Source organism: Streptomyces sp. NPDC052910, assembly GCF_055585605.1.
In genome coordinates this window covers 61,941-80,128 of record NZ_JBVJJR010000007.1, presented here as the reverse complement: position 1 = coordinate 80,128, position 18,188 = coordinate 61,941, and the positions used below count along the sequence as shown (strand labels likewise).

General features: G+C 73.2%; 10 protein-coding genes and 1 pseudogene. 4 read left to right on the top strand and 7 right to left on the bottom strand.

Going from position 1 to position 18,188, the window contains the following annotated elements; translation table 11 throughout:
- Positions 1-909, bottom strand: coding sequence for a zinc metalloprotease HtpX (gene htpX, locus ACZ6X9_RS24355; protein WP_469780128.1), 909 nt, complete (start codon positions 907-909; stop codon positions 1-3).
- Between the two features lie 175 nt (positions 910-1,084).
- Between htpX and ACZ6X9_RS24350 the strand changes: the two genes are divergently transcribed.
- Positions 1,085-2,002, top strand: coding sequence for an LLM class flavin-dependent oxidoreductase (locus ACZ6X9_RS24350; protein WP_469780127.1), 918 nt, complete (start codon positions 1,085-1,087; stop codon positions 2,000-2,002).
- Between the two features lie 75 nt (positions 2,003-2,077).
- Positions 2,078-2,977, top strand: coding sequence for an HAD family hydrolase (locus tag ACZ6X9_RS24345; RefSeq protein WP_469780126.1), 900 nt, complete (start codon positions 2,078-2,080; stop codon positions 2,975-2,977).
- A 172-nt stretch (positions 2,978-3,149) separates the two neighbouring features.
- Here the strand turns inward: ACZ6X9_RS24345 and ACZ6X9_RS24340 are convergent, their stop codons facing one another.
- The 6 genes and pseudogenes from ACZ6X9_RS24340 to hisC all read right to left on the bottom strand — a co-directional run bounded on the left by ACZ6X9_RS24340 (position 3,150) and on the right by hisC (position 15,026).
- Positions 3,150-4,289, bottom strand: coding sequence for a M23 family metallopeptidase (locus tag ACZ6X9_RS24340; RefSeq protein WP_469780125.1), 1,140 nt, complete (start codon positions 4,287-4,289; stop codon positions 3,150-3,152).
- A 592-nt stretch (positions 4,290-4,881) separates the two neighbouring features.
- Entirely contained in the window at positions 4,882-6,588 is a 1,707-nt protein-coding gene (locus ACZ6X9_RS24335) for a GAF domain-containing sensor histidine kinase (protein WP_469780124.1), read from the bottom strand.
- A 207-nt stretch (positions 6,589-6,795) separates the two neighbouring features.
- Positions 6,796-10,677, bottom strand: a pseudogene (gene cydD, locus ACZ6X9_RS24330) (thiol reductant ABC exporter subunit CydD); the annotation flags it as partial.
- Positions 10,678-10,749: 72 nt separating this feature from the next.
- Positions 10,750-11,751: a cytochrome d ubiquinol oxidase subunit II gene (gene cydB, locus ACZ6X9_RS24325; protein ID WP_469780123.1), complete on the bottom strand. Its 1,002-nt coding sequence runs from the start codon at positions 11,749-11,751 to the stop codon at positions 10,750-10,752.
- 28 nt (positions 11,752-11,779) lie between these two features.
- Positions 11,780-13,402, bottom strand: a complete 1,623-nt coding sequence (locus ACZ6X9_RS24320) for a cytochrome ubiquinol oxidase subunit I (protein ID WP_469780122.1) — start codon at positions 13,400-13,402, stop codon at positions 11,780-11,782.
- Positions 13,403-13,940: 538 nt separating this feature from the next.
- Positions 13,941-15,026: a histidinol-phosphate transaminase gene (hisC, locus tag ACZ6X9_RS24315; RefSeq protein WP_469780121.1), complete on the bottom strand. Its 1,086-nt coding sequence runs from the start codon at positions 15,024-15,026 to the stop codon at positions 13,941-13,943.
- 440 nt (positions 15,027-15,466) lie between these two features.
- Here hisC and ACZ6X9_RS24310 point away from each other — a divergent pair, with 440 nt between their 5' ends.
- Together ACZ6X9_RS24310 and ACZ6X9_RS24305 are read left to right on the top strand one after the other, a co-directional pair.
- Positions 15,467-16,579, top strand: a complete 1,113-nt coding sequence (locus tag ACZ6X9_RS24310; protein ID WP_469780120.1) for a LacI family DNA-binding transcriptional regulator — start codon at positions 15,467-15,469, stop codon at positions 16,577-16,579.
- 376 nt (positions 16,580-16,955) lie between these two features.
- Positions 16,956-18,152 carry a metallophosphoesterase gene (locus tag ACZ6X9_RS24305; RefSeq protein ID WP_469780119.1) on the top strand — a complete coding sequence of 399 codons (1,197 nt, stop codon included), beginning with the start codon at positions 16,956-16,958 and terminating at the stop codon, positions 18,150-18,152.
- Positions 18,153-18,188: the final 36 nt, after the last annotated feature.

Sequence of the window (18,188 nt, the reverse complement as noted above, 5' to 3'; positions counted from 1 at the left end):
TCACCCCGCCCGTCCCAGACCCGCCGCGATCCTCCCGAGCTGGTCCAGCCGCCGCTCCAGCGGCGGGTGCGAGGAGAGCAGGCCGCTGAAGGTCTCCTTGGAGAGGGCGGGCGCGAACCAGAAGGCGTTGAACGGCTCGGCCTGCCGCAGGTCGCGGGTGGGGATCCGGGCGAGCTGCCCGGTGACCTTGGTGAGGGCGGACGCGAGCGCCGAGGGGCGGCCCGTCAGCAGGGCGGCGGCCCGGTCGGCGGACAGCTCCCGGTAGCGCGACAGCATCCGGGTGAGCAGGAAGCTCACGGCGTAGACGACGGCGCTGACCAGCGGGACCACCACCATCAGCAGGGCCGTGTTGGCGTCCCGGCCGCCCACCCTGCGCAGCCCGCCCCACAGCCCGATCCGTGTGATCAGGCCGGCCAGGACGCCCAGGAAGGAGGCGATGGTCATCACCGCCACATCGCGGTGCGCGACATGGCTCAGCTCGTGTGCCAGCACCCCTTCGAGCTCCTCCGGCTCCAGCCGGCGCAGCAGCCCGGTCGTGGCGCAGACCAGGGCATTGTTCCGGTTGCGGCCGGTCGCGAAGGCGTTGGGGACGTCGGTGTCGGCGATCGCCACGCGCGGTTTGGGCATGTCCGCGAGGGCGCACAGCCGGTCCACGGCGCCGTGCAGCTCCGGTGCCTCCCGGGCGGTCACCTCCCGGGCGCCCATGCCGAACTCGGCGATGCGGTCGCTGAACCAGAACTGGGCGACGAACAGCCCTCCGGCCAGGACCAGCACGATCGGCCACGCCCCGCGCAGCAGCACGATCAGCACGCCCACGAACACCACGTAGAGCAGGCCGATGAAGAACATCGTGCCCACCATGCGCGTCGTCAGCCCCCGGTCGGGGGCGAAACGTGTGGTCTCCCGCACAGCGGCCTCCCACCAGTCCTCACGCCGTCCTCACGCCGCCCTCGCGACGGCGCCTCGTGCGCCCGGGAAAGGTTCCTCTGTCACGATTCTCCCTCTCGTCTCACCCATTGCGCCGTTCGCCGGTTTCGTCACCCGTCGTTCTTCACAAGCGGAAGGGGCCTTAGGCTCTGGAACCATGGCTACCGCGCACCGTCTGAGCACCTTGATCCTGCCCCTCCACCGCTGGTCGGAGGGCGGGCGCGACCGGTGGGTGGGCGCCGAGGAGCTGGGGTTCCACGCGGCGTACACCTACGACCACATCTCGTGGCGGACCTTCCGGGACGGGCCGTGGTTCGGCGCGGTCCCCACCCTGACGGCCGCCGCGGCCGCCACCGGCCGACTGCGGCTGGGCACCATGGTCACCTCGCCGAACTTCCGGCACCCGGTCACCCTGGCGAAGGACCTGGTGGCGCTGGACGACGTGTCGGGCGGCCGGATCACGCTCGGCATCGGCGCCGGCGGCAACGGCTTCGACGCCACCGCCCTGGGCCAGGAGCCCTGGTCGCCGCGGGAGCGGGCGGACCGCTTCGCCGAGTTCGTCCCGCTGCTCGACCGGCTGCTGACGGAGGGCGCCGTCACCCACGAGGGCAGGTTCTACTCGGCCGTCGAGGCCCGGACCCTCCCCGGCTGCGTCCAGCGGCCCCGGCTGCCGTTCGCCATCGCCGCCACCGGGCCGCGCGGGCTGCGGCTCGCCGCCCGGCACGGGCAGGCGTGGGTGACGACGGGCGACCCGAAGCTCTACGAGACCGGCACCCCCGAGCAGTCCGTGGCGGCGATCCGCGGGCAGCTCGCCAGGCTGGAGGCCGCCTGCGCGGAGGCCGGCCGGGAGGCCGCCGGGCTCGACAAGATCCTGCTCACCGGCTTCACGCCGGAACGGAACCGTCCGCTCCAGTCGGTGGAGGCGTTCGTCGACTTCGCGGGCCGCCACTTCGAGCTCGGCTTCACCGAGATCGTCGTCCACTGGCCGGTGCCCGACTCCGACTTCGCCGCCGACCGGCGGGTCTTCGAGCGGATCGCCACGGAGGCCCTCGGCAAGCTGGGGGCCCGGAGCTGACCGACGGGCCGGGCCCTGGCTCAAAAGCGCGCCGCCGCGCCCACCCGTGCGCCGTGGCACGGTGGGTCACCGACAATGGGAACCGTGACTTCAGCTACCGAGCAGCCCGACACCCCGGCCGTCGGCCGGACCGCCCCGATACCCCGGCTGATCGCCACCGACCTCGACGGCACCCTGCTGCGCGACGACAAGACGGTGTCCGACCGGACCGTCGCCGCGCTGGCCGCCGCCGAGGCGGCCGGGATCGAGGTCTTCTTCGTCACCGGCCGCCCGGCACGCTGGATGGACCTCGTCAGCGCCCATGTGCACGGCCACGGCCTGGCGATCTGCGCGAACGGCGCCGCCGTCGTGGACCTCCGGGGCGGCGGCCGGTTCGTCGAGGTCAGACCGCTGGAGCGGGCGGACGCGCTGACCATCGTGGAGCGACTGCGCGTCGCCGTACCGGGCACCACCTTCGCCGCCGAACGCACCACCGGGTTCCACTACGAGCCGCAGTACCCGCCGTACCACCTGCACCCGGGCGCGACCATCGCCCCCGCCGAGGAGTTCCTCGCGGAAGGCTACGCCTGCGAGGAGGGGGCCGGCGGCGACTCCTGCGGCCCCATCCTCAAGCTCCTCGCCCACCACCCCGAGCTCGCCCCCGACACGTTCCTCTCCCTGGCCCGCACCGCGGCCGGCGAACACGGCTCGTTCACCCGCTCCAGCCCCACCGCGCTGCTGGAGATCAGCGGCCTCGGCGTCAGCAAGGCGAGCACCCTCGCCGGGTACTGCGCCGACCACGGCATCGCGCCGGAGGAGGTCGTCGCCTTCGGCGACATGCCCAACGATCTGGAGATGCTCGGGTGGGCCGGTACGGCCTACGCCATGGCGAATGCTCATCCGGCGGTGCTGGCCGCCACGACGCGGCGGGCTGCCGGGAACAACGAGGACGGGGTGGCGGCGGTGATCGAGCAGATCCTGCACGGTCGCGGGTGAGGGCGTCCCCGGCCCCTCCCCTTCGCCGGTTCCCGGGGACTGTGCCCCAGCCCCCCTTGTCGCGGCTGTGCCGTTTCGTTCTCAAACGGCTGTGCCGCTCGTCCTCGAACGCCGGACGGGTCATGCCCCCCGGTGGGGTGCCCCTCCGGGGGGGGAGGGGCCGGGACGCCCCTCACACCCCGACCCCCCGCCGCCGCAACCACTCCACCGGATCGACCGCCGACCCGAACTCCGGCGACGTCCGCACCTCGAAGTGCAAGTGCGGCCCGGTGGAGTTCCCGGTCGTCCCCGACAGCCCGATCCACTCCCCCGGCCGCACCCGGTGCCCGGGAGACACGAACGGCACCGCGAGGTGCGCGTACTGCGAGTACCAGCCCCCGGCGTGCCGCACCACCAGGCTGATCCCGAAAGCCCCGCCACACCCGGCGGACACCACCGTCCCCGGTCCGACGGAGCGCACGGGCGTCCCGGTGGGCACGGCGAAGTCCTGGCCGGTGTGCGTCCCGGACCAGTTCGCGCCGGAGCCGCCGTAGCCGGCGGAGAGGCGGTAGCCGAGCACCGGCCGGGTCCACTCGTGGTGGGAGGGGTCGCCGCCGGGTTTGCCGCCGGCATCGCCGGTGTCGGGGTCGAGCCCGTCGCGGTCGGCGGTACGGCAACGGCCCTCGGCGACCTCGGCGGCGGCCAGCGCGTCCAGCCGGCCGCGGGCGGCGGCCAGCCGGTTCCCGACGGCGTCGAGGGTGGTCCGCAGCTCGGTGGCGTCCCGGTCCAGCGCCTGCCAGGACAGCGCCGTGGCCCGCGCCTCGGCGGCGAGGGCCCGACTCCGGTCGTCCGTCTCACTGAGCCGCCGGGCCAGCCACTCCCGCCGACCTGTGTCGTCCTCCTGGACGGACAGCAGCTCCAGCGGGTCGTCCAGCAGCCGGGGGCTCTCCCGGGCGGTGAAGCCGCCGGTGCGGTACTGCGCCCGGGCCGCGACCCCCGCGTCCTCCCGCAGCACCCCTGACACGAACCGCAGGCCGCTCAGCCGCTCGGCGAGCCGGTCCGCCTCCCGGCGCCGCTCCCGCGCGGCCGGCAGCGTCCGGGCGTAGCGCTCCCTGACCAGGGCCTCCTCACGGGTCAGCCGGTAGACCTCCGAGGTGGCGCGGGCGAGCAGGCCCGGGGCCGCGTGGGAGTCGGACGGCCGGGAGACGAGCACGGGCGTCGCCGTGACGGCGAGCGCGCAGAGGACCAGACAGCCGTCGCGGCGGAAGCGGCGGCCGGTGCGGTGCGGGCGCGGCCGGCCGCCGCCGGGATGGGAACGCTGAAATCGGCGCATGGACGCGATCGTGACCCGGGAGCCGGGGGCTCCGCTTCCGCAGGGGGCCCGTTCAGGGGACCGCCGGACGGGCCTGCGGACCGGCCGGAAGGTGTGACGGGGAGCGTGACGGAGGCGGGGGCGGTATCGCGACGGAGACCGCGAGGGACGCAGCGGCGGGGGCGCAGCAGAGGTTGTGACAGAGGCTGAGGCGACGGTGGTGACGGAGGCTGCGGCGGGGCCACCACGGGGCCGCGACGAAGGCTCAGGCGAAGGTCGCAGCGGAGGCCGTGACGGAAGCTGAGGCGACGGTCGTGACGGAGGCCGCGACGGGGCCGCGACGAAGGCTCAGGGGAGGGCCGTGGCAGAGGCCGCGACGGAAGCTGAAGCGACGGTCGTGACGGAGGCCGCGACGGGGCCGCGACGCAGGCTCAGGCGAGGGCCGCAGCGGAGGCCGCGACGGAAGCTGAGGCGAGGGCCGTGGCAGAGACCGTAGCGCGGCCGCAGCCCTCGCCCCGCCTCACCCGGCCTCACCCGGCCTCATCCGGCCTCGCCCGCCACTTCCAGCCCCGCCACTCGCAGTCCGCCACACCCGCACATCCGCCCCGCCCCCCTACAACGGTGCCTCCCACACCACCCGCGTCCCGCCGCCGTCCTCGCCCAGCCCCGGCCCGCACACGCACGAACCGCCCAGCGACTCCGCCCGCTTCGCCAGGTTCCGCAGGCCGCTGCGCCGGCCGCCCTCCGGGAGGCCGATCCCGTCGTCGGCCACGGTGAGGCGGACCGCCTCCCGGCCGTCCGGCAGCCGGGCCGACGCGTCGACGACGACCTCGATGCGGGAGGCGTGCGCGTGCCGGAAGGCGTTGGACAGGGCTTCCCGGAGCGCGGCGATGAGGTTCTTGCCCGTGCCCTCGCCCACCAGCGCGTCCACCGGGCCGACGAAGTTCACGGAGGGCTGGAAGCCCAGCGGAACGGCGGCCGTGCCGACCTCGCGCAGGACGCGGGTGCGCAGCCCGGCGGGCGCCTCGGCCGGGCCCTGCTGGAGGGCGAAGATCGCCGTCCGGATCTCCTGGATCGTCCGGTCCAGCTCGTCCACGGCCTGCCCGACGGTCGTCCGCACCTCCGGGACCACGGCCCTGCGCTGGGCGCTCTCCAGCAGCAGGCCGGTGGCGAACAGCCGCTGGATGACCAGGTCGTGCAGATCACGGGCGATCCGGTCGCGGTCCTCGTAGACGGCGAGCCGCTCGCGGTCGCGCTGCGCCTCGGCCAGGACGAGGGCGAGCGCGGCCTGGGCGGCGAACTGCGCGGCCAGCGTCCGTTCGGTGGCCGTGTACCGCCGGGCGCCGCGGCGGCGTGGGATGGCGAGGGTGCCCAGCACCCGCCCGCCGCTGCGCAGCGGCAGCAGCATGCTCGGGCCGAAGCGCGGCGCCACCGCCGTGACCATGCGGGGGTCGGTGGCGGAGTCGTCGATGAACACCGGCTCCCCGGCGAGGAGCCGGGACACCACGGGACTGTGCGGCGGCATCACCGTGCCCAGCAGCCCCGTCGGATCGTCGGCGGAGACGACCACTATTTCCAGGCCGCCCTCGTCGTCCGGCAGCAGCACGATCCCCGCGTCCGCCTCCGCGAGCCGGCGGGCCTGCTCGGCGACGACGGCGAGCGCGTCCTCGGCGTCGCCGCCGGAGAGCAGCGCGGTGGTGACGGCGACCGAGCCGTCGATCCAGCGCATCCGCTGCCGGCCCTGTTCATAGACCCGCGCGTTCCCGATCGCGATGCCCGCCTCCGTGGCGAGGATCCTCACCATGTGCAGGTCGGCGACGCCGAACTCGCCGCCCCCGCGCTTCCCGGCCAGGTAGAGGTTGCCGAACACCTCTCCCTCGACGCGGATCGGGACACCGAGGACGTCCCCCGGGGTGCCGGCCGGGGCCGGCCGGCTCGCGTGCCGCAGCAGGGCGTCGAGGACGTCGCGGTCGGCGGCCGGTTCGCCACTGTGAACGTCGGACTCCTCGGGGAGGCCGTAGGTGACGAAGTCGGCGAGCCCCTCACCGGACGGGTCGGCGGCGCCGTTGACGGCGATGGCGGCGTAGCGGGCGCCGGCCAGCTCGGCGGCGGTCTCGGCGATCCGGTCGAGCGTGGAGTGCAGCTCCAGCCCCGTGCCCACCGAACGCATGGCTTCCAGCAACTGCGGGACCCGGCCGGTGAGCTCGGCGGACATGCCCTGGAGGCCGCGCGTGGCCTCCGTGGCGACGGCCACCGGGTCCATCGGCCCGAACGGCGGCGTCGGGGGCGGGGTGCCGTTGGGTTCCTCGGTGGCGGACATAGGCAGAGCCTAATAAGTACCTTTTGCCAGGGAAAGCGGCGGATGCACCACGTCGTGACGTGCTTCGTCGCGACACGCTTCGCCGCGACGCGCTTCGTCGTGACGCGCTTCACCGCGACGCATCTCATCGGGATACGACGCCTCGCCCTGACGCACCTTGTCGAGACGTACCTCGCCGACCTTGCCGAGACGCGCTTCGCCGCGACGCACCAACGCGTCCTCGGCCCGTTCACGTTCCAGCATCAGACGAAACGTTCCGTCCGCCTCCGCCAGTTCCCGGTACGTGCCCCGCTGCGCGATCCGACCGCCCTCCAGGACGATCACCTCGTCCACCGCCTCCAGCCCGGCCAGCCGGTGGGTGATCAGCACGGTGGTCCGGCCTTCCGTCGCCGCCAGCAGGTCCGCGGTGAGCGCGTCCGCCGTCGCCAGGTCGAGGTGCTCGGCCGGCTCGTCCAGCACCAGCACGGGGAAGTCGGCGAGCAGCGCCCGGGCCAGTGCCAGCCGCTGCCGCTGACCGCCGGAGAGCCGGGCGCCGTGTTCGCCGACCGGTGTGTCGAGCCCCTGGGGCAGGGAGTCCACCCACTCCAGCAGGCGGGCGCCGGCCAGCGCACGGCGCAGTCGCGCGTCACTCGCGCCGGGGCGCGCGAGGCGCAGGTTCTCCCGCAGGGAGCTGTCGAAGATGTGCGCGTCCTGGGCGCACAACCCCACCAGCCGCCGCACCGCGTCGCCGTCCGTCCGGGCCGCGTCCCGGCCCGCGAGGGTGTACGTGCCGGACTCGGCATCCAGGAAGCGCAGCAGCACCTGCGCGAGGGTCGACTTGCCGGCCCCCGACCGGCCGACGACGGCCACCCGGCGTCCGGCGGTCAGCTCCAGGCCGACATCGCGCAGAGCGGGGACCGAGCGGCCCGGGTAGCGCGCGGTGATCCCGTCCAGCCGCAGCGGGAACGGCGTCGGAGGAGCCGGTTCCGTCCCGTCCCGTACCGGCTCCGGCGCGTCCAGCACCTCATACACCCGCTGCGCGGCACGGCGGACGCGCTGCCGGTGCTGCACGGCGAGCGGCAGCCCCGTCACCGCCTCGAACGCGGCGAGCGGCAGCAGGACGACGACGGCCAGTCGGACGCCGTCGAGCCGTCCGTCGTGGACCGCCGCCACACCCGCCCAGGCCGCGCCCGCCACCGTCAGTCCGCAGGTCAGGGCCGTCAGACCGGCGCCGAGCGCGGTCGCCGCGGCGGCCCGGCGGGCGATGCTTGTGAGGACGCCGTCCGCCCGGCGCAACCGCGCCAGCCGGGCGGGCAGGGCACCCGCGACCGTCAGTTCGGCCGTGCCGGCCAGCAGATCGACCACCTGGGCGGACAGCTCGCCGCGCGCCGGCGCCAGCCGCCGCTCCGCGCGCCGCGCCACGGCCGCCGACAGCAGCGGTACGGCGACGCCCGCGGCCAGCAGGCCGGCGGCGAGCACCGCGCCCGCCTCCGGCAGCAGCCAGGCGGTGAGGCCCACGGAGGCCGCCCCGACGAGGACGGCCGCGCCGAGCGGCAGCAGCCACCGCAGGAAGTAGTCCTGGAGCGCGTCCACGTCGGAGACCAGCCGGGACAGCAGATCACCCCGGCGGACGTCCCGCAGCCCGGCGGGCGCCAGCCGCTCCAGCCGGCGGTAGACGGAGACCCGCAGCCCGGCCAGGGCACGCAGGACGGCGTCGTGCGAGACCAGGCGTTCCGCGTAACGGAAGACCGAGCGGCCGATGCCGAAGGTGCGAGTCGCGGTGACGGCGACCATCAGGTAGAGAACCGGCGGCTGTTGGGAGGCGCGCGAAATCAGCCAGCCGGAGACCGCCATCAGGCCGGTCGCACTGCCGAGCGCGAGGCTGCCGAGGAGGAGGGCGAGCAGGAAGCGGGGACGGAAGGGGCGGCCTTCGGCGCGGACTCGGGTGAGGGGGGAGGTCCTGGAGGTGGAGGTCGGGGAGGTGGAGGCCGTGGAGGTGGAGGCCGTGGAGGTGGAGGGGGCGACAGGGGCGGATGGCGTCGCCGGGGGCGGCGATGTCGTCCGGGCAGAAGGCGTCACCGGGGACGGCGGGATCGTTCGGCCCGGCAGAGGCACTTGAGTTGAGGGTGCCGCCTGGTCCGAGGTGGACGGCGGGTCCGCTGGTGACGCCTGAGCGGGGGCAGGCCGCAGGGCCGAGGGAGACTCCAGGGCCGAAGGAGACCCCAGGGCTGAGGAGGGCTCCGGGACCGAGGAGAACTCCAGGGCCACGGAGGGCTCCAGAGCCGAGGAGGACTCCAGGGCCGAAGCAGGCCGCAGGGAAACGGCACACTCCGGCGCGCCGCCCGGCTCCTCCGCCGCGGCGGACTGTGCGTTGCCCTCCGGCTCCCTCCCCCCGGCGGGTTCCGAGCTGCCGCCCGGCTCCCTCCCCCCGGCAGGCTCCGAGCTGCCGTCCGGCTCCCGGCCGGCGGGCTCCGTGGCCCCGGCCGGTTCGAGGCGCACCACCCGGTCCGCCACCGCGAGGAGCGCGGGCCGGTGGACGACCAGCAGCACCGTCCGTCCGGCGGCGAGGCGGCGGACGGCCTCGACGACGGCCGCCTCCGTCTCGCCGTCCAGGTTGGCGGTCGGCTCGTCGAGCAGCAGGACGGGCCGGTCGGCGAGGAACGCCCGGGCCAGCGCAAGGCGTTGGCGCTGACCGGCCGACAGACCGGCGCCGTCCTCGCCGAGGCGGGTGTCAGTGCCGTGGTGCAGCATGGAGACGAAGTCGAGGGCACCCGCCGCGCGGAGTGCCTCGGTCACCTGTGCGTCGGTGGCGTCCGGCCGGGCCAGCCGGACGTTCTCGGCGACCGTGCCGGCGAAGAGATGAGGCCGTTGCGGGACCCAGGCCACCTGGTCCCGCCAGCTTTCGGGGGAGAGCGATGACAGATCCGTGCAGCCGACCGACACCCGTCCGCTCGTGGGACGGGCGAAGCCGAGGAGGACGTTCAGCAGGGTCGACTTGCCGGCGCCGCTGGGGCCCGTCAGGGCCACCGTCTCCCCGGGGCGCACCTCGAACGAGGTCTCGGCCAGGGAGGGCCGTTCCCGGCCGGGGTGGCGGACCACCAGCCGGTCGACCGTGAGCGCCGCGCCGCGGGCGTCGGGCGCGGGCCGGGTGCCCGCCGTGGGCGGCGCGGTCTCCAGCACGGCGAAGACGCGGTCGGCGGCGGCCAGACCCTCCGCCGCCGCGTGGTAGTGGGTGCCCACCTGGCGGAGCGGGAGGTAGGCCTCCGGGGCCAGGACGAGCACCAACAGGCCGGTGTGAAGATCGAGTTCGCCGTGGACGAGCCGCATGCCGATGCCGACCGCGACCAGAGCGACGGAGAGGGTGGACAGCAGTTCCAGGGCGAAGGAGGAGAGGAAGGCGATGCGCAGGGTGCGCAGTGTCGCGCGCCGGTAGTCGGAGGTGATCGCGCGGATCGACTCGGCCTGGGCCTTGGCCCGGCCGAAGACCTTCAGCGTGGGCAGCCCGGCGACGACGTCGAGGAAGTGTCCGGAGAGCCGCTCCAGCAGGCGCCACTGGCGGTCCATCCGGGACTGGGTGACCCAGCCGATGAGGGCCATGAACAGCGGGATGAGGGGAAGGGTGAGGACGATGATCAGAGCCGAGAGCCAGTCGGCGGTCGCGATACGGGCCAGGACGGCGACGGGCACCACGGCCGCGAGGCCGAGCTGGGGCAGGTAGCGGGCGAAGTAGTCGTCCAGCGCGTCGACCCCCCGGGTCGCCAGGGTGGTCAGCTCGCCGGTGTTCACCGCGCCCGGGCCCAGCCGGGCCGCGTGATCGAGCAGCCGGGTGCGCAGCCGGGACTTGACCGCGGCGCTCGCCCGGTGCGCGGCGAGCTCGGTGAGCCAGGCGACCATGGCCCGGCCGGCCGCGGTGGCGGCCAGCAGGGCGAGAGGGACGGCCAGGTCGCCGGGTGAACGGCCGTGCCGGAAGGCGCCCGTGACGGTGTCCGCGATCAGCATGGCCTGGGCGACGACCAGGCCGGCCCCGGCCAGCCCGAGGAGCACCGAGGCGGCCAGGAAGAACCGGGTCGCGGACGCGTGGCGGAGGAGGCGGGGGTCGACGGGCTTCATGGGCTGCCGGTCCTCTGGTGCTCTCGTGGCTGCTTTGGCGCTCTGGTGCTCTGGTGCTGCTCTGTGGCCGCTCTAGTGCGCCGCGGGGATGTGCTGGGTGCCGATCCGCTTGCGGAACACCCAGTACGTCCACGCCTGGTAGGCCAGGACGACGGGCGTCATGAAGCCCGCGACCCAGGTCATGATCTTCAACGTGTAGGGGCTGGAGGCCGCGTTGGTGACGGTGAGGCTCCACCGGGCGTCGGTGGAGGAGGGCATGACGTCCGGGAAGAGGGCGAGGAAGATCATGGCGAAGACCGCCACGACGGTCAGCCCCGACAGGCCGAACGCCCAGCCCTCCCTGCCGAACCGGTTCATGACCAGCGCGGCGGCCAGGGCGGCCACGGCCACGACGAGCGCGGGCAGACTGCGGCCGTTGCCGGACTCCGCCTGCGTCCAGGCCAGGAAGGCCACCACGAGCGCTCCGGCCGCCAGGCCGGACGCCCCGGCGAACCGCCGTGCCCGGACCCGGATGTCGCCGACCGTCTTCAGCGCGGCGAACAGGGCTCCGTGGAAGGTGAAGAGGACGAGCGTGAGCAGGCCGCCCAGCAGGGCGTACGGGCTCAGCAGGTCGAGGAGGCCGCCCGTGTAGTTCTTGTCCGGGCCGATCGGTACGCCGCGCACGATATCGGCGAAGGCGACGCCCCAGAGGAAGGCGGGGAACAGCGAGCACCAGAAGATGGCGTGTTCCCAGTTGCGCTGCCAGCGCTCCCCGGTGCGCTTGTGGCGGTACTCGAAGGCGACGCCGCGCACGATCAGGCAGACCAGGACCGCGAGCAGCGGCAGATAGAAGCCGCTGAAGAGGGTGGCGTACCAGTCGGGGAAGGCGGCGAAGGTCGCTCCGGCGGCCGTGATCAGCCACACCTCGTTGGCGTCCCAGACGGGACCGATGGTGTTGATCAGCACGCGCCGCTCGGCGCGGTCCCTGGCCAGCGCCTTGGTGAGCACGCCGATGCCGAAGTCGAAGCCCTCGAGGAAGAAGTAGCCCGTCCACAGGACGGCGATCAGCAGGAACCAGAAGTCGTGGAGGTGCATGGTCGGTTCTCCGTTCTCCGCCGGCCGCTCAGTAGGCGAAGGTCATCGGCTTGTCGGCTTCCTCGGCGGCCTCGGCGGGCCCGCCCGCCCCGCCGGGACCGCCGGCCCCGCCGGGACCGCCGGCCCCGCCGGACGGGAACCGCAGCCGCGGGTCCTTCGCCGGAGGCTTCTCGTCCGTGTCGGGTCCGGCCTTGGCGTACTTCGTGAGGAGCTTGACCTCGACCACGGCGAGCACCGCGTACAGCGCGGTGAAGACCAGCACCGAGGTGAGCACCTCGCCCTGGCCGACGCCGGGCGACACCGCGTCGCCGGTCTTCATCAGGCCGTAGACGGCCCAGGGCTGGCGGCCCATCTCGGTGAAGATCCAGCCGAAGGAGTTGGCGATCAGCGGGAAGCCCATGGTCAGGATGCCGATCCGCCAGGACCACTTGGTGAGGAACGGGCTCATCTCACGGCGCTTGGTGAGCATCAGCCGCGGGATCTCGCCCTCGCCGGCGCGGTACTCGGGAGCCAGCCAGAACTTCTTGCGCGTCGTCCAGAGCCCGACGAGACCGGCGACGAAGGACGTCATCCCGAAACCGATCATGAGGCGGAAGCCCCAGAAGGTCATGAAGATGCTCGGGATGTAGTCGTCCGGCTCGCCGCCGTAGAGCGCCGCCTCCTTGGCGGCGGTGTCCTTGATGCCGGGGACGGTCTCGGTGAAGTTGTTGTGGGCGAGGAAGGAGAGCAGACCGGGTATCTCGATCTCGACGCTGTTGTGCCCCTTGGACACGTCGCCGACCGCGAAGACCGAGAACGGCGCGGGCGACTGACTCTCCCACAAGGCCTCTGCGGCGGCCATCTTCATCGGCTGCTGCTCGAACATGACCTTGCCCAGTTCGTCACCGCTGATCGCGGTGCCCATGCCGGCGATCACCGCCACGACGAGGCCGACGCGGAGCGAGGCGAGCATCGCGGGGAGCTGCTTCCGCTGCTTCTCGCCGAGCTCCTCGCCCTTGATCCGCTTGCGCTTGGCGCGCCACAGGTGGAAGGAGGAGATGCCGACGATGAAGGCGGCACCGGTGAGGAACGCGGCGGTCAGGGTGTGGAAGACCACCACCATGGTGGTGTTCTGGGTGAGGACGGCCCAGATGTCGGTGAGCCGCGCCTTCCCGGTCGCCTTGTCGACCGCGTAGCCGACCGGGTGCTGCATCCAGGAGTTGGCGGCCAGGATGAAGTACGAGGACAGGACCGTGCCGAGGGCGACGATCCAGATGCAGGCGCAGTGGATCTTCTTGGGCAGCTTGTCCCAGCCGAAGATCCACAGACCGATGAAAGTCGACTCGAAGAAGAACGCCAGCAGCGCCTCCATCGCGAGCGGCGCCCCGAAGACGTCACCGACGAAGCGGGAGTAGTCCGACCAGTTCATGCCGAACTGGAACTCCTGCACGATGCCGGTGACCACCCCCATCGCGATGTTGATCAGGAAGAGCTTCCCCCAGAACTTGGTGGCGTGGAAGTACTTCTCCTTGCCCGTACGCACCCAGGCCGTCTCCAGGCCCGCGGTGATCGCCGCCAGGCTGATCGTGAGGGGGACGAAGAGGAAGTGGTAGACGGTGGTGATGCCGAACTGCCAGCGCGCCAGCGTCTCCGGCGCCAGAGCCAGGTTCACTCGGTCCCTCCTTGCGTCTTGCGTCACCGGCACCCCGTACCGGCGCTTCACCGACGCTGCCCGTCGGCGTTTCGCCCCGCTATGCCCGGGTGAAAGGGCACATAAAGGGCGAGCTTGTGAACGCGTTCACATTCACAAGCAATTATGACGCACACGATTTTCGGACAAGCAGCGGGGGTACCCCCTTCGGCCCTTGCGATCGGCGCGGGGAGCTCGCCACGCTACGACCCTGACCTCTTCAGCCACAGAAGCATCAGTAGTCACAGGCACCCGGCACCGGAACGCGAAAGCGCCGCGCACCCCGTGGGGTACGCGGCGCCGTGAACGCGAGCCGACGAACGGCCGGCATGGACCGGGGCCATCGGACTCCGGCCCGGGCCCGGAATCCGTCCCGGGCTCGGGCTCGGACTCGACCCCGGGCTCAGGCTCCGTCCCGACCCCGGGCTCAAACTCGGACTCGGGCTCAGACTCGGGCCCAGACTCGGGCCAGGGCCGGAACCGGAGGCTCGGGCTCGGGCTCGGGCTCGGGCTCGGGCTCCTAGAGCGACATCTCCTTGCGGAACTCCCCGGCCACCTTAAGGAAGATCGTGTTGGCGTCCGCCTCGCCGATCGTGATGCGCACCCCGTCCGGCGGGAACGGCCGTACGACCACGCCCGCCCGCTCACAGGCCGCCGCCAGCGCCTCGGAGTGCTCGCCCAGCCGCAGCCAGACGAAGTTCGCCTGCGTCTCGGCCATCGGCCAGCCCTGGGCCAGCAGTCCCTCGACCACCCGGTTCCGCTCGGCCACCAGCGCGTCCACCCGCTCCCACAGCTCCTTCTCGCTGCGCAGCGAGAGGATGGCTGCCTCCTGCGCCACCTGTGTCACGCCGAACGGGACCGCCGTCTTGCGCAGCGCCGCCGCGACCGGGTCGTGCGCGATGGCGAAGCCGATCCGCAGCCCGGCGAGGCCGTACGCCTTGGAGAAGGTCCGCAGGACGCAGAGGTTGGGGCGGGTCCGGTAGAGGTCGATGCCGTTGGGCACGTCCGCGTCCCGGATGAACTCGATGTACGCCTCGTCCAGCACCACCAGGACGTCGGAGGGCACCCGGTCCAGGAAGGCTTCCAGCTCGGCGCGGCGCAGCACCGTGCCGGTGGGGTTGTTGGGGTTGCAGACGAAGATCAGCCGGGTCCGCTCGGTGATCGCGGCCGCCATCGCGTCCAGGTCGTGCCGGTCGTCCTCGGTCAGCGCGACCGGCACCGGGGTGGCGCCCGCCACCTGGACGATGATCGGGTACGCCTCGAAGGACCGCCAGGGGAAGATCACTTCGTCGCCGGGGCCGGCCGTGGCCTGGACGAGCTGCTGGGCGACGCCGACCGAGCCCGTACCCGTCGCCAGGTGGGTGACCGGCACGTCGAAGTGGTCCGCGAGCTCGGCCATCAGCCCCGCGCAGGCCATGTCCGGGTAGCGGTTGAGCTGCCCGACGGCCGCCACCGCGCCCTCCAGTACGCCGGGCAGCGGCGGGTACGGGTTCTCGTTGGCGGACAGCTTGTAGGCGACCGGCCCGTCCTTCGCGGCCGGCCGGCCGGGCTTGTAGGTGGGAACGTCGTCCAGGGCCGGACGCAGCCGGGGGGTCTTCTCGGTCACCGCGGGTCCTCCTCCGCATCCCGTGCGCTTCCGGCCACCCGGGAATCCGCACTTCTCGGCACACGTGGGCACGTGGGCACATGGACCGGCGCACAGGCCGGCGGCGTCCCCGTGGCACCGCCGCGTGGACGCGAATACTGCACACCTTATGAGGATTGCCCCCGGTGGCGTCCAGAGCTGTGGGCGCGCCAGTCCGGCGAGCGTGCGCCGTGGCGGGCGCCGTGGCGCGCGTCCCCCGTGAAGGTGAGTTGAGACCTCTTCGAGACCTGACACCTTCATCAGACGTAGATATGCCAGGGGCCAACGGTTCACTGCGACCCGGGACAACCACCTCTGCTTCCATGGTCATTGGGCGCTTCCCGCCTTGCAGAAACGTACCTGTCAACTCCGAAATGTGGACCCCCGCCCGGGCACCGGCCGAGCCCTACTATCGGCTCGCCATGACAGCAGCAGGGAAGCACCAGGTGAGCCGGACGGAGACCACCCGGCGAGGCACCCGGCAGGGGCGGGCGGGCATCCGCGATGTGGCCGCCGCCGCCGGTGTCTCGATCACGACCGTCTCCGACGCGCTCAACGGCAAGGGCCGGCTGCCGGACGCGACCCGCCGCCACGTCCGCGAGGTCGCCGACCGGCTGGGCTACCGGCCGTCCGCGGCGGCCCGCACCCTCCGCACGGGCAAGTCGGGCCTCATCGGCCTGACCGTGACCACGTACGGGGATGAACCTTTCACCTTCACCGAGTTCGCCTACTTCGCCGAGATGGCCAGAGCGGCCACCTCCGCCGCGCTCGCCCGCGGCTACGCCCTGGTGATCCTCCCGGCGACGTCGCGGCACGACGTCTGGTCCAACGTGGCCCTGGACGGCACGGTGGTGATCGACCCGTCCGACCACGACCCCGTCGTCTCCGAGCTGGTCCGGCAGGGCATCCCGGTGGTCTCCGACGGCCGGCCCGCGGGCACCCTGCCCGTGACGGCCTGGGTGGACAACGACCACGAGCAGGCCGTCCTGGGCATCCTCGACCACCTCGCCGCCGCCGGCGCCCGCCGGATCGGGCTGCTCACCGGGACGTCCACCGACACCTACACCCGCCTGTCCACCCACGCCTACCTGCACTGGTGCGAGCGGAGCGGGCAGGACCCGGTGTACGAGGAGTACCCCGCGCACGATCCCTGCGCCGGCGCGGTCGCGGCCGACCGGCTGCTCGCCCGCCCGGACCGCCCCGACGCCGTGTACGGCCTCTTCGACCCCAACGGCACCGACCTGCTGGCCGCCGCCCGCCGCTACGGCCTGCGCGTCCCCGACGACCTGCTGCTCGTCTGCTGCAGCGAGTCCACGGTCTACGCCACCACCGAGCCGCCCATCACCACCCTTTCCCTCAAGCCGCGGCGGATCGGCACGGCCGTGGTGCAGTTGCTGATCGACGCGATCGAGGGACTGGACCACGGGCGGCCGGTGGAGCAGGTCATATCCACCGAGCTGATCATCCGGACCTCGTCGGAGCGACGGCCGCCCCGCGGCACGGTCGGCGCGCCGCGGGGGCCGGGCGGCGGCTGATCCGCGGCGCGGGCGGTCCCCACGTGCCGGACGGGCCGGAGAGGAGCCGTCGGGGGCGCCCTCTCCGGAAAGGGGCCGAAGTGCCCCTGTCCGGTCCCGTCAACCACGCTCCCTCTATGGGTCACCACACACGAGCAGCTCGACAAGAGGGAACGAAACCGGCAATACCCGCCAAAACACCGGCGATCCCGGGTTCCGTCCCCGATTGACGGCCCCTGGTGCGTCACAAGCCGCGACGGTCATTCCTATGATGGGCGCACGACACCACGGGCCGCCATGACCAGGCAGGGTCCACAAGGTGCACTGCGGCGCGACGGTGGAGGGGTCGATGGCTCAGGGGGCCGGACAGGGACCTGCGGGACGGACCACGGAGGCGATGTCGCCCTACCCGGGGTACGCCGCTCCCCCTCCCCTGCCCGGATACACCCATCCGCTGCCCCCTCCGCACCTCGGCGCGGAGGACCACGGGCACCACCTCGGCGCGGAGGAGCACGGGCACCACCTCGGCGCGGAGGAGCACGGGCACCACCTCGGCGCGGAGGAGCACGGCCTTCACCTCGGGGACGACCACGGGCACCACCTGGGCACGGACGACCCCGGCCACCTCGACGGCTACACCCCCACCGAGCGTGACCTGCCGGTCATCGAGCGGCCCGCGCAGCCGTACGGCGAGGTGCACCAGGACGTCCCGACCGTCGAGCTGACGCCGATCACCGTTCCCGCCCCGCAGCACCACCCCGTCCCCGGCGGCCCGGGCCCGCTGTACGTCGTCGGCGACGTCCACGGCTACCTGGACGAGCTGTACGCCGCGCTCGCCGCCCAGGGCATCGTCGACGCGCACGGCCACTGGGCGGCCGGCAACACCCGTCTGTGGTTCCTCGGCGACTTCACCGACCGGGGCCCCGACGGCGTCGGTGTCATCGACCTGGTCATGCGGCTGTCCGCCGAGGCCGCGGCGGCCGGCGGCTACTGCAAGGCGCTCATGGGCAACCACGAGCTGCTGCTGATCGGCGCCAAGCGGTTCGGCGACACCCCCGTCAACTCGGGTGCCGGCACGGCCTCCTTCCAGGCGGCGTGGCTGCTCAACGGCGGCCAGCGGACCGACATGGAGCGGCTGGAGGACCACCACCTCCAGTGGATGTCGCGGCTCGACGCGATGGCGGAGGAGGACGGCCACCTGCTCGTCCACTCCGACACCACCGCCTACCTGGAGTACGGCGACTCCATCGAGGCGGTCAACGACGCGGTGACCGAGGCCCTCCAGCGCAACGACCCGGACGAGTGCTGGGACCTGTTCCGCAAGTTCACCAAGCGCTTCGCCTTCCGCGACGAGTCGGGTTCCACGGCCGCCCGCGAGCTGCTGGAGACCTACGGCGGCAGCCGCGTGGTGCACGGCCACAGCCCCATCCCGTACCTCCTCGGCGACGTGCCCGGCGAGGACGCGGACGGCGAGGAGAGCACCCCCGTCGTCGAAGGTCCGCACCTTTACGCGGACGGCCTGGCCCTCGCCATGGACGGCGGCGTCACCATGGCCGGAAAGCTGCTGGTCGTGCAACTGCCGCTCGGCGACTGAGGATTATCCGACCGGTTCATGGGCAGATGGGGAATC